General features: G+C 55.4%; 12 protein-coding genes. 11 read left to right on the forward strand and 1 reads right to left on the reverse strand.

Translation table 11 applies throughout. The features are described 5' to 3' along the window. Position 1 precedes the first annotated feature (1 nt). The 7 genes from M9H61_RS20345 to M9H61_RS20375 all read left to right on the forward strand — a co-directional run bounded on the left by M9H61_RS20345 (position 2) and on the right by M9H61_RS20375 (position 6,917). Positions 2–988: a branched-chain amino acid ABC transporter permease gene (locus M9H61_RS20345; RefSeq protein ID WP_068518461.1), complete on the forward strand. Its 987-nt coding sequence runs from the start codon at positions 2–4 to the stop codon at positions 986–988. Then, entirely contained in the window at positions 981–1,730 is a 750-nt protein-coding gene (locus M9H61_RS20350; protein ID WP_228195683.1) for an ABC transporter ATP-binding protein, read from the forward strand. Before M9H61_RS20345 ends, M9H61_RS20350 begins: the two co-directional genes overlap by 8 nt. Before the next feature lies 1 nt (position 1,731). After that, on the forward strand, positions 1,732–2,421 hold the full coding sequence (locus M9H61_RS20355; protein WP_068518459.1) for an ABC transporter ATP-binding protein: 690 nt from the start codon (positions 1,732–1,734) through the stop codon (positions 2,419–2,421). 1 nt (position 2,422) lies between these two features. Further along, positions 2,423–2,854: a thioesterase family protein gene (locus M9H61_RS20360; protein WP_250282640.1), complete on the forward strand. Its 432-nt coding sequence runs from the start codon at positions 2,423–2,425 to the stop codon at positions 2,852–2,854. Then, a complete protein-coding gene (locus tag M9H61_RS20365; protein ID WP_068518457.1) occupies positions 2,847–3,242 on the forward strand; it encodes a RidA family protein in 396 nt (131 codons plus the stop codon). The genes M9H61_RS20360 and M9H61_RS20365 overlap by 8 nt, the downstream gene beginning before the upstream one ends. Before the next feature lie 229 nt (positions 3,243–3,471). Then, positions 3,472–4,923, forward strand: coding sequence for a sigma-54 dependent transcriptional regulator (locus M9H61_RS20370; RefSeq protein WP_250282643.1), 1,452 nt, complete (start codon positions 3,472–3,474; stop codon positions 4,921–4,923). Beyond that, positions 4,920–6,917 (forward strand): HAMP domain-containing sensor histidine kinase, encoded by a 1,998-nt coding sequence (locus tag M9H61_RS20375; RefSeq protein ID WP_250282644.1) that lies wholly within the window; start codon positions 4,920–4,922, stop codon positions 6,915–6,917. Before M9H61_RS20370 ends, M9H61_RS20375 begins: the two co-directional genes overlap by 4 nt. Positions 6,918–6,959: 42 nt before the next feature. On the opposite strand, the gene M9H61_RS20380 is transcribed toward M9H61_RS20375, so the two are convergent. After that, the gene (locus tag M9H61_RS20380) at positions 6,960–7,382 is read right to left on the reverse strand and encodes a VOC family protein (protein ID WP_250282647.1); all 423 of its coding nucleotides are present in this window, start codon (positions 7,380–7,382) and stop codon (positions 6,960–6,962) included. 465 nt (positions 7,383–7,847) lie between these two features. Between M9H61_RS20380 and M9H61_RS20385 the strand changes: the two genes are divergently transcribed. The 4 genes from M9H61_RS20385 to M9H61_RS20400 all read left to right on the forward strand — a co-directional run bounded on the left by M9H61_RS20385 (position 7,848) and on the right by M9H61_RS20400 (position 12,926). Beyond that, on the forward strand, positions 7,848–9,581 hold the full coding sequence (locus M9H61_RS20385; protein WP_082817776.1) for an OFA family MFS transporter: 1,734 nt from the start codon (positions 7,848–7,850) through the stop codon (positions 9,579–9,581). A gap of 302 nt (positions 9,582–9,883) precedes the next feature. Further along, positions 9,884–10,777, forward strand: coding sequence for a LysR family transcriptional regulator (locus M9H61_RS20390; RefSeq protein WP_068518452.1), 894 nt, complete (start codon positions 9,884–9,886; stop codon positions 10,775–10,777). A gap of 122 nt (positions 10,778–10,899) precedes the next feature. Further along, on the forward strand, positions 10,900–11,373 hold the full coding sequence (locus M9H61_RS20395) for a formate dehydrogenase subunit gamma (protein WP_068518451.1): 474 nt from the start codon (positions 10,900–10,902) through the stop codon (positions 11,371–11,373). Further along, positions 11,370–12,926 (forward strand): NADH-quinone oxidoreductase subunit NuoF, encoded by a 1,557-nt coding sequence (locus tag M9H61_RS20400; protein WP_250282649.1) that lies wholly within the window; start codon positions 11,370–11,372, stop codon positions 12,924–12,926. Before M9H61_RS20395 ends, M9H61_RS20400 begins: the two co-directional genes overlap by 4 nt. Positions 12,927–12,928 lie beyond the last annotated feature (2 nt).

Consider the following 12,928-nt stretch of genomic DNA (forward strand, 5'->3'; position numbering starts at 1 on the left):
TATGACCATGAACCGCGAAACACTTATCAATTCCATTCTGGCCATTGCACTTGTGGCTGTGCCGCTGATTGCGATGGGGATGGATGAACCCTTTATCATTACCCTTGCAACCAAGGTGGCGATCTTTGCCATGGCCGGGGTCGGACTTAACCTTGTTCTTGGTTTTGGCGGCCTTGTGTCATTCGGTCATGCGGCGTTCTTTGGCATTGGCGGCTATGCCGCGGGCATTCTTGCCAGCCATGCGCTCAATTATGAACCGATCATGGAAAGCCCGTTCCTGATCGAAGGCACCACCCAGATGATCGTGATCTGGATCGTGGCCCTTGTGGTATCGGCACTTGTTGCGCTGGCGATCGGGGCGATCACGCTTCGGACCAGTGGCGTCTATTTCATCATGATCACCCTGGCCTTTGCCCAGATGATCTATTACTTCGCCATTTCCTGGCCGGCTTATGGCGGCGAAGACGGATTGTCGATCTATGTGCGCAATGGCTTCCCGGGGCTCAATACCCTGGATCCGATCAGCTTCTTTGCCCTTTGCGCGGTGATGCTGGGGATTGTCATGCTGTTTTCAGCTGTCCTGATCCGGTCACGCTTTGGTCTTGCCCTTCAGGGCGCACGCCAGAATGCGCAACGCATGACGGCGGTGGGCATTGCGCCGTTCCGTATCCGTCTGGTTGCCTTTGTGATTTCGGCAATGATTACCGCCCTTGCCGGGGCGCTGTATGCCGATCTTAACCGCTTTGTCAGTCCGACCATGCTGTCCTGGCATATGTCGGGCGAAATCATGATCTTTGTCATTCTGGGCGGGGTTGGACGTTTGTTCGGTCCGCTGGCCGGTGCGGCACTTTATATCATTCTCGAACATCTGCTTGGCGGTGTGTGGGAATTCTGGCAACTGCCGCTTGGTGTGTTGTTGCTGATTGTGGTGCTGTTTGCCCGCGGTGGTTTGGTCGGTGTTCTGGCCGGGGAGCGTAAACATGCCTGATGCCATTCTTTCGCTTTCAAACATCACCAAACAGTTCGGATCGTTACTTGCCAGTGATGATGTGACCCTTGATCTGCGTCCCGGTGAAATTCATGCCCTGATCGGTCCAAACGGGGCGGGTAAATCGACCCTGATCAAACAAATCGCGGGCGAAATCCAATCTGACAGCGGCGACATTCATTTCGATGGTCAGCTGATCAACGAATTTGATGCGGTTGCCCGCTCGCGCATGGGCCTTGCCCGAACGTTTCAGGTTTCATCCCTGATGCCGGAATTCTCGGTTCTGCAAAATGTGATGCTGGCGCGCCAGTCGGTCAGTGGAAAGGTATTTCGCTTTTTCCGCCCGGTTCTCGGTGACAAATCACTTGTCGAACCGGCCATGGCACAGCTTGAACGGGTCGGCTTGGCCGATCGTGCACAGATGCGTGCGGCCGATATTTCGCATGGCGAACGCCGTCAGCTTGAAATGGCCGTGGCCCTTGCCCTTGAACCCAAGGCGTTCCTTCTTGATGAACCGATGGCCGGTATGGGACCAGAAGGTTCCAAACGTCTGACCGGGTTCCTTGATGGTTTGCGGGCGCAGGCCCCGATCCTTCTGGTCGAACATGACATGGATGCGGTCTTTGCGCTCGCCGACCGGATTTCAGTTCTGGTCTATGGCCGGATTATTGCGACCGGCACGGTCGATGAAATCCGCGGCAACGAAGATGTCAAACGTGCCTATCTCGGGGAGGAAGCCTGATATGACTGCACTTCTCGAACTTAGTGGCGTGACCGCCTTTTACGGCGCATCGCAGGCGCTTTTTGGCATTGATTTGACGCTCAATGAGGGTGAGGCCGTTGCCCTTATGGGCCGTAACGGCATGGGCAAGACCACCACGATCAAAACCATCTGTCGCATGATGGAACATCGTGATGGTTCGATCCGTTTTGCCGGTCATGATCTTGCGAAAATGCCATCGCACAAGGCCGCCCGTCTGGGCCTTGGTCTGGTGCCCGAAGGGCGCCGGTGCTTTGCCCGCCTCAGTGTGACTGAAAACCTGATTGCCGCTGCCCGTTCCGGGGAATGGGATTTTGACAAGGTCGCCGAACTGTTCCCGCGCCTTGCCGAACGGCGCGATCAAAAGGCCATGACCCTTTCAGGCGGTGAACAGCAGATGCTGGCCATCGGGCGCGCATTGATGACCAATCCGCGTTTGCTGATCCTGGATGAAGCAACCGAGGGGCTGGCCCCCGTAGTGCGTCAGGAAATCTGGGCGGCGATCAATCAGCTCAAACAATCGGGTCTGACAATCCTTGTGGTCGATAAATCGCTTAAGGAACTTTCAGGTGTGGCTGATCGCTATGTTGTCGTTGAAAAGGGCGTTACCGCCTGGACCGGTGCGGTGAACGAACTGACCGACGATCTGGCCGACCGGTATCTGGGGGTCTGATATGGCTGTTTTCACCTATCGGCAGAAAGTCCTGTTTCAACATTGCGATCCGGCGGGGATTGTCTTTTATCCGCGCTATTTCGAAATGGTCAACGCGACGGTCGAAGAATGGTTTGATGTGGTCATCGGATGCGGGTTTCCGACCATGCATGGCCCGATGCAGGCCGCCGTTCCGACCGCGGGGCTGACCATCGCCTTTACCGCGCCAAGCATGTTGGGTGATCAGCTGGAATTTCGTCTGGAACCGATCCGGATCGGACGATCAAGTCTTGAGCTGGAAATCGCAGCTTTCGCAGGTGACGAGCAACGCCTGAAAACAACGGTAACACTGGTCTTCACCAAAAAAGGGGCCGGAAAGTCAGTGGCATGGCCAGATGATTTGCGTGCCAAAATCGAAAAAGAAATCAATCAAGTGGTAGAAAACAATGCATAAAATCGTTCAGCCAGACGGATGGAAAGAGCCCAAGGGATATGCAAACGGTGTCCTTGCACAAGGTGCCACCCTGTATATCGGCGGACAAATTGGCTGGAACGAAGATCAGGTCTTCGTTGCCAAGGACTTTGTCGGACAGATGGAACAGGCGCTTAAAAACATTGCCGCTGTTCTTGATGCGGCGGGTGGCAAGCCCGAACATCTGACCCGCCTGACCTGGTATGTCACCGACAAACAGGAATATCTCGCCAAACAGCGCGAAGTTGGTCGTGCGTATCGCGATGTTCTTGGCAAGAATTTCCCGGCCATGACCATGGTCGTGGTCAGTGCCCTTGTCGAAGACGAAGCCCTGCTTGAAATCGAAGCCACGGCGGTTATTCCGAACTAGTTAACCCGGGTAATTCAACCAGGTAGTGATGCAAAAGGCGGCTTTAAGGCCGCCTTTTGTGATTTCTGGGAACATTTGCAAATACCGCAAAGCCTTGCGAACCGGCGGGGTTCGGGGGCAGGGGGCGACGTTTTGCATTTCATGTATAGCTGCACTAAGCTTTTGCGAACTGTACTCGACTGAGTAAGACCTATAATAAAAACAATAATAAGTTTCTGCGGAGGACGTCATGAGATCGACCGTTATGGGCGCATCGGACGGGACGGCGCCAACTGTTGGCAATGACACGGCTTTTAACGCGCCGGGACCGGAATTCGGTCCGTGGCTTGAAAAGGCATCAATTCTGATCGTCGATGACGAACCGGGCATGCGCAACTTTCTGGTCCGCACATTGGGCCCGCGCGCCAAACGGGTCGAAGAAGCCGCCGATTGCGAACAGGCAACTGCCTTGCTGGATCAGCACCATTTTGATGTCGTGATCCTTGATAACATCATGCCGGGCAAAAGCGGTGTCGAATGGCTGACCGAACAACGCGAAATCGGCTTCTTTTCCGACGCCATCCTGATGACGGCCTATGCTGATCTTGATACCGCGATCAAGGCCCTGCGCGCCGGGGCGGTTGATTTTGTTCTCAAACCTTTCCGGTCCAACCAGATTTTGAACGCGGTCGCCCGTTGCTTGGACCGGATGCGCCTGCGGCGTGAAAACCACGTGTTGCGCCATGAATTGCGCGCAACATCCGATCACGTGTTGCTGCGTGACAAACTGATCGGCTATTCCCCGCAAATTCAGGAAATCCGCGAAACCATTGCCCGTGTGGCACCGCTTCCGACATCGATCCTGATTTCGGGACAAAGTGGTACGGGCAAGGAAGTCACCGCCCGTTCGCTGCATGCCCTGTCGGATCGCGCGCAAAAGCCGTTTGTGCCGATCAACTGTGCCGCCATTCCGTCCGAAATGATCGAGGCGGAGCTGTTTGGTCATGTCAAAGGTGCCTTTACCGGTGCACAGACCGCACGCGACGGTCTTTTCATGCATGCCCAGGGCGGCACCTTGTTTCTTGATGAAGTCGGCGAATTGTCACTGGCCACCCAAAGCAAGCTTTTGCGTGCAATCGAAAGTCGGCGTATCCGTCCGGTCGGGTCCGAACGCGAAGCGCCGGTCGATCTGCGCTTTATCTTTGCGACCAATGCCGATCTTGAGGCCGAAGTCGAAGCCGGGCGTTTCCGTGCCGATCTGTTTTACCGCATCAATGTCATGCATATCGAAATGCCGCCCTTGCGTGAACGCGGGGATGATGTGCTGGAACTGGCTGAATTGTTCATGGCCAAATTGTCCAAACAGCTTGGCGTGCGCCAGGTCGCGATGGACAGTGCCGTGCGCGCCGGACTGACGCGCTATGACTGGCCGGGTAATGTGCGTGAATTGCGCAACCTGATTGAACGCACATTGATCCTTGGCCGGTTCCCCAACGAATTCCGCGACGAAAGCGCCGATCACGGGGACCATGGCGATCAGGATACAGCGGTCGACAGTGACGAAACCCTTGATGAAATGGAACGCCGCCACATTCTGGCGATGTTGCACAAGACCGGTGGCAACCGGAATGAAGCGGCCCGGCGTCTTGGCGTTTCGCGCAAGACGATCGACCGCAAATGCGCCAGCTGGGAACAGGAATGATACTGTTTTCCGGATCATCTGTTGATCGGCCAAAACGCACACGCTCTGTGCGCTTCAAGCTTTTGGCGATTGCGCTTTTGCCAACACTTGTCATTTTGCCATTGTTGCTTGGCGTGATGATGGTGCGCTGGAATTCCAAGTTTGATGCGCTGCTGACCTCGAAAGTCAGTGGCGATTTGACGATTGCCCATCAATATTTCACCCACATTCTTGATAATACCGGCGAACAGATCGCTGCCCTTGGACAATCTGTCGCCTTTCGCAATGTTCTGACTGCGGATGATCCCGATGCGCTGGCATCGCTTCTGGCGCAACGCAAACAGGCGCTTGGTCTTGATTTTCTTTATCTTGCTGATGGCGGAACATCGGGACAAACGACCGGTGACTGGCCGGTCATCGCCAGCGCCTTTGCCGGGCGGTCATCAACCAGCATCGATATTTTCAGCAATACCGACCTGATGGGGTTTTCGCCTGACCTTGCGGCACGGGCGCGCGTTGATCTGATTGATACGCCCAATGCGGTTCCGACCACGCGCAATGCCGAAACCCGCGGCATGGTGGTCCATTCGGCAAGTCCGGTTGAATTGCCATCGGGCAAACGGGCGGCCTTGGTCGGTGGGATATTGCTGAACCAGAATTTGGGCTTCATCGATACGATCAATGATCTTGTCTATCGTCAAAGCAGCCTGCCCGAAGGCAGTCAGGGGACTGCAACCCTGTTTCTTGATGATGTGCGCATCAGCACCAATGTCCGGCTGTTTGCCGACCGTCGTGCGCTGGGCACCCGTGTTTCAAGTGTCGTGCGCAAAACTGTTCTTGAAGACGGCCGGGTCTGGCTTGATCGCGCCTTTGTGGTCAATGACTGGTATATTTCGGCCTATGAACCGATCAAGGACAGCTTCGGCAAACGGGTCGGGATGCTGTATGTCGGTTTCCTTGAGGCCCCCTTTGCCCAGACCAAATATGAAAGCCTTTTGATCCTGATCGGGGCATTTTTGTTTGTGGCGGCGATGTCGGTGCCGATCTTTCTGCGCTGGGCGCGCGGCATCTTCAAACCGCTTGAACGCATGGCCAACACCATTGGCCGGGTGGAAAGCGGTGATCTGTCGGCGCGAACCAACCTTGATCAGGTACAGGACGAAATCACCCTGGTTGCCGATCATCTTGATGATCTGCTTGATCAGGTCCAGGAACGCGACAAACGTCTTCGTGCCTGGAATGATCAGCTCAATGCCCGTGTCGATGCCCGCACCCGCGAATTGCGCGATGCCAATCGGGCGCTTGAAACCACGACCAAACAGCTGATCATGTCCGAAAAGCTGGCCGCGATCGGCGAAATTACCGCCGGTGTGGCCCATGAAATCAACAATCCGGTCGCCGTTCTTCAGGGCAATCTGGATGTGGTGCGTGATCTGCTTGGCGATCATGCAAAGATCGCCAATACGGAATTTCGCCTGATTGATGAACAGGTCAACCGGATCAATCTGATCGTGACCAAGCTTCTGCAATTTGCCAAACCCGAAGAATATGCAGGCTTTGTCGAACGCCACAGTGTCGCACAGGTGATTGATGACTGCATGCCGCTGGTTGCCCATCTGCTCAGCCGGGCCGATATCGAGGTCGTGCGCGAACATCAGTCAACCCGACTGGTTCTGATGAACCGCACCGAATTGCAACAGGTGCTGGTCAATCTGATGGTCAATGCCCTGCACGCAATGCCGGACCGCGGCACATTGACCCTGATTGACGAAGACGCCGATCACGATGGCCGTCCGGGGATAAGCATCACCGTGCGCGATACTGGCATTGGCATGAGCGAAAATGTCCTGAACCGGATTTTCGATCCGTTCTATACAACCAAGCGACAGCAGGGAACGGGTCTTGGCCTATCGATCACCAAGACCCTGATTGATCGCCAGGGCGGCCGACTTGATGTTCAAAGCACATCGCAAAAGGGCACAACCTTTACCATCTGGCTGCCCGAAGCAGGCTAGGGCGAAGACCCGGCCACCGGTTTGCGGGCCTAACAGACACCCTCAAACACCAAAACGGACATGTCCGTTGGCATCAATGGCCCAGGCCGGGTTCCATGCGATTTCCCATGCATGTCCGTCCGGGTCGGCAACATAGCCCCGCAACCCGCCATAGGGTGGTGCATCGGCCGGGCGCAACATTTTGCCACCCGCCGCGATCAGCCGGTCCATCAGTTCCCCGACCTGATGGCCATCTGCGACATTATGGGCAAGTGAAAAGGCCGGTGGACCATCGCCTTCGGGGCGTTGCATATCATCAAGCAACGCGTCCTTTAACCATGTTCCCAGAACGAGCCCGTTCATCTGGTAAAAACTGATATCGGCATTTTCAAACACCGGGACCCAGCCAAAGCCGCGCTGATAAAAGCGCCGCGACCGGTCAAGATCGTTGATTCCAAGCGTAATGACAGAGATTTGCTGTTGCATGGCCATTCCTTTCTGTTGGCGTGCGCACATTGCACACATCCTGAAAGTCATGGGCCGTTACAGTGCAACGGAAGGACCCGCATCTGCGGGGGCCGGGCCAACCGCACCGACCTAACCTGTTTTTGACCCTTAATGGCTACCAGATCGGCGTGAAAAAGCAAGGTCCTTATCACCGAAATTCCTGCTACCCGGGCAATGATGCGCTGTGAAATGTTGCATTTGCGAGTGGACATTTTGTCTTGATACCACCTTGGCGGGTGGAAAAAGTTGGACATTTTGTCCATGCGCGTGCGGTGCAATATGGGGCAATTTAAGGGCGAAGTGGCGGAAATCATGGCATTTTTTCGGATGGCACAGCGATTGCGATAAAGAGGGTTCGGGGTTCTACCGTGGTTGCCCTGCACAATGCCTTCAACCGGGGGTGGGCAAGGCAAGAAGATCAAAATGCCGGGAGGTAACAACGACATGTTTGATAAGCTTAAAAAAGAACATATCGTCGCCAGCGACGATTTTAACCGCTGGAAGGTGCCGCCAGCGTCTATTGCAATTCATCTATGTATTGGCTCTGTGTATGCATGGAGCATTTTTAACCCGCCACTGATCAAGGAATTCGGCGTGGTTGCAGCAAGTTCCGGTGACTGGGGCCTGCAATCCGTTGTCTGGATTTTCTCTGTTGCGATCGTAAGCCTGGGTCTTGCTGCTGCATTTGGCGGCAAGTGGCTTGAAGAAGTCGGCCCGCGTATGGTCGGCGTTGTCGCAGCTTTCTGCTGGGGCGGTGGTTTCATTATTGGCGGTCTTGGTATTGCCAGCCATCAATTGTGGCTTGTCTATCTTGGCTATGGCGTGATTGGCGGGGCCGGGCTTGGCCTTGGCTATGTGTCGCCGGTTTCGACCCTGATCCGCTGGTTCCCGGACCGGCGCGGGATGGCAACGGGCATGGCCATCATGGGCTTTGGCGGTGGTGCGATGATCGCAACCCCGATCAAGGAAGGCCTGCTTTCGGCTTTCTACAAGGTTCCTGAATATCTTGGCCCGGAAAGTGCGGTTAACCTTGTTACCGAAGGTGGCAAGCGTATGGCCGAAGTCGGTGGCCAGATGGTCGAAGTCGTTGTGGCAGGTGCCGCACAGGTTGCTGCCGCACCGGTTCCGATCGAAGAAGGCGTCTATGTTGCCGGCACGGGTAATACCGGTGCTGCCAGCACCTTCTTCACGCTCGGGATTGCCTATTTCATTGTCATGATCATCGCATCCTTCTCGTATCGTGTGCCGCGTGATGGCTGGCTGCCCAAAGGCTGGACCCCGCCGACCGCAGACACCGCATCCAAGCGCATGATCACGCAGAAAAACGTCCATATCGATCAGGCACTGAAAACCCCGCAATTCTATCTGCTGTGGATTGTTCTGTGCTTCAACGTGACGGCGGGCATCGGGGTGATTGGCGTTGCCAAAACCATGATGTCGGAAATCTTCGGCACGACCTTGCCGCTGGTGGTCAACTCGGCCTTTGCGGCGACCTATGTGTTTATGATTTCGGTCTTTAACATGTGTGGCCGCTTCTTCTGGGCGTCCATGTCGGACTATATCGGTCGCAAGAACACCTATTACTGCTTCTTCATTCTGGGTATCGCACTTTATCTGTCGATCCCGTTTGCCGCAGAACAGGTCAGCATCAACCCGGCTGTCACCTGGCTTGTGATGTTCTATGCCGCAACCATGATCATCTTCACGATGTATGGCGGTGGTTTTGCAACCATTCCGGCCTATCTGGCGGACGTGTTCGGCACCAAATATGTCGGCGGTATCCATGGTCGTCTTCTGACCGCATGGAGCACGGCTGGCGTTCTTGGCCCGCTCGCAATCACCCAGCTGCGTCAGACCTCGGTCACCAATTCGATCAAGGATCTGGCAAGCAAGGTCGATCCTGCGGCATTCCAGGCCAAATTCGGTGCCGGTATCGAACAGCTTGATCAGCTGGTTGCGGCCAAAACCGTGACCATCGGTCGTCTGATGGAAATCGCACCGGCCGGTACGGTTGATCCGACGTCGAGCCTCTATAACACCACCATGTATGCGATGGCGGCACTTCTGGCGATTGCGCTTGTTGCCAACAAGCTGGTCCGTCCGATTGACGACAAGCACTACATGGAAACGCAGGACGGTGGTGCAACCACCGGACAGGAAGCAACTTCCAAAGCGTAACGGCCTTGGGCGTCGATTGCCGCACCCTGTGATCGACGCCCGTTTGACTGACGCACCAATTTGTCAGTCATTTTGGGGGCATGATTGGCACAGTCATGTCTTGGGTCCGGGTTCCGTTCATCCAGCCCGGACTTGCGTTCTGTTGCAGGAATAACCTTTTTGCCCGTCGGGGTAATCGGTTATCCTGCAACCAGAACACACAAGCGTCACGACGCATGTTTTCCAATCTCGCTTCGGTCCGACAATTGGCCGACTTCAACGCCCGATAAAAGCATGCCGCGAAACCGGTTGCCGGAAGTGATATGATCGACAAACTCGAAATGTTTATGGTGCTCGCCCGTGAGCAGCATTTTGGACATGCCGCCGAAGAATGCGGCGTGACCCAGCCGACTTTGTCCAGCGCGCTCCGTCAACTTGAAGACCATCTTGGTGTGGTCCTGGTCAAACGCGGTTCACGCTATCAGGGCCTGACACCCGAAGGCGAACGTGTTCTGGAATGGGCGCGCCATATTGTCGGCAGCACCCGTTCAATGCGTGATGAAATGCGCGCCATGCGGTCCGGTCTGACCGGGCAGGTGCAAATTGCCGTGATCCCGACGGCACTTGCCATGGTTCATGAACTGACCACGCCATTTCGCGAAAAACATCCCGATGTCAGTTTCGCCATCCTGTCGCGCACCTCGACCGAAATTCAGGCCTTGCTTGACAATCTTCAGATCGATGCGGGCATTACCTATCTTGATAACGAACCGCTTGGTCGTGTGACGTCGATCCCGCTTTATCGCGAACGCTATCAACTGGTGACATCAAATCTTGATGATCTCGGGGATCGCAAAAACATCACCTGGCACGAAGCAGCCCAGTTGCCCCTGTGTCTGCTGACGCCTGACATGCAGAACCGTCGGATCATCGACCAGCACCTTAATGCCGCCGGGGCCAAGGTCAGTGCGACACTGGAAAGTGATTCCATGATCGCATTGTTTACCCATGTTCAGACTGGCAACTGGGCCAGCATCATGCCCGAAAAAATGGTCGACAGTTTCGGGATGCGCGATCGCGTCAAATCCATCCCGATCACCGATCCCGACGCCAGCCATACCGTCGGACTGATCACCGCAAAACGCGAACCGGCAACACCGGTGGTCTCTGCCCTGCTAAAAGAGGCAAAGCTGATTTCGGAACTCGAAACCGCCTGATTGCGCCTTGATAGGTTTTCGCTATCGCGTAACGGGATGGCTTTATTGAACGGGCACCACAGATGCCCGACACTATTAAAAACAATAAATATAACTGTAACATGCTTGAGAGAGAGGCTTGCATGTCGGAAACGACCGAGGACCAGAATGTCCGCGTCGAGGCCATTTGTGATCAGATGATCACGATGGAAGGCCCGCTCCTTCCCATTTTGCACGAAGTGCAGGAAGAGTTCGGCCATATCCCCGAAGGCGCACTTCAAACAATCGCCAAGAAACTGAACCTCAGCCGGGCCGAAGTCCACGGGGTTGCAAGTTTCTATCACGACTTCCGCGAAGAAAAGGCCGGCAAACATATCATCAAGATTTGCCGTGCCGAGGCCTGCCAGGCAATGGGGGCCGATGCGCTCGCCGATCAGGTGCGCCGTCATCTTCGGGTGGATTGGTCACAAACCACGGCGGATCGCAAGATCACGCTGGAACCTGTTTTCTGTCTTGGCCTGTGTGCCTGTGCACCAGCCGCCATGGTCGATGGCAAGGTGGTCGGGCGCGTGACCAGTGATCGTATGAACCGCATTCTTAATGAGGTGGGCGCATGACGATCAAGGTTTATGTCCCGCTTGATTCCGGTGCGGTGGCCCTTGGGGCCGATGATGTCGCAACCGCGATTGCCACCAAGGCCGCAAAGTCCGGAGCCGACATCAAAATCGTGCGCAACGGATCGTTTGGCATGTATTGGCTTGAACCGATGGTCGAGGTGGAAACACCGCGCGGTCGCGTTGCCTATGGCCCGGTCAGCACCGATGACATCGATACCCTGTTTGATGCAGATTTTCTGACCGGCGGCGATCACAAGCTTTATCTTGGCCGGACCAGCGATATTCCGTTCCTGAAAAGCCAGTCGCGTCTGACCTTCCAGCGTTGCGGCATCATTGATCCGCTGTCGCTTGATGATTACCGTGCCCATGACGGTCTGTCCGGTCTTGAGAACGCGTTGAAAATGTCGGCAGCCGACATCGTCAAGGCCGTCACTGACAGTGGCCTTCGCGGACGCGGCGGGGCCGGTTTCCCGACCGGGATCAAATGGAACACGGTGCGCGAAGCCGATGGCGATCAGAAATATATCGTCTGTAACGCCGACGAAGGCGACAGCGGCACCTTTGCCGATCGCATGATCATGGAAGGTGAACCCTTTGTTCTGATCGAAGGCATGATCATTGCCGGTCTCGCGACCGGGGCGACCAAGGGATATGTCTATACCCGTTCGGAATATCCCGATGCCATCCGCATCATGACCGAGGCCATAAAAGTTGCCCGTTCTGCCGGAGTGTTGGGCACCAATATCCTGGGATCGGGCAAGACCTTTGATATGGAAGTCCGTATGGGGGCAGGGGCCTATGTCTGTGGCGAGGAAACCTCGCTTCTTAACAGCATGGAAGGCAAGCGTGGCGTTGTCCGCGCCAAGCCGCCGCTTCCCGCCCTGAAAGGTTTCCTTGGCCGTCCGACGGTTGTCAATAACGTGATTTCGCTGTGCTCGGTGCCGGTCATTCTTGAAAAGGGACCGGAATATTACCGTGATTTCGGCATGGGCCGGTCACGTGGCACCATCCCGATCCAGATTGCCGGCAATGTCAAACATGGCGGGCTTTATGAAATCGGCTTTGGCATGACGCTGGGTGAAATCGTCGAACAGATCGGCGGTGGCACTGCATCGGGTCGCCCGGTCAAGGCGGTTCAGGTTGGCGGTCCTTTGGGGGCCTATTTCCCCCGCGAACTGTTTGACACGCCCTTTGATTACGAAGAATTCGCCAAGCGTGATGGTCTGATCGGTCATGCCGGTGTGGTCGTTTTTGACGACACGGTCGACATGATGAAACAGGCCCGTTTCGCCATGGAATTCTGTGCCATTGAATCATGCGGTAAATGCACACCGTGCCGGATCGGATCGATCCGTGGCACCGAAGTGGTCGACAAACTTGAACGTGGTGAAGATCCGGAGTTGCAGATCGATCTTCTGCGCGATCTTTGTGAAACCATGAAGTTCGGATCGTTGTGCGCGCTCGGCGGATTTACGCCCTATCCGGTGATGAGCGCGATTACCCATTTCCCTGATGATTTCAAGCCGCGTGCGCTTGATATAGCTGCGGAGTAATA

The organism is Thalassospira sp. GO-4 (assembly GCF_023588965.1).
Lineage (GTDB): Bacteria > Pseudomonadota > Alphaproteobacteria > Rhodospirillales > Thalassospiraceae > Thalassospira > Thalassospira povalilytica.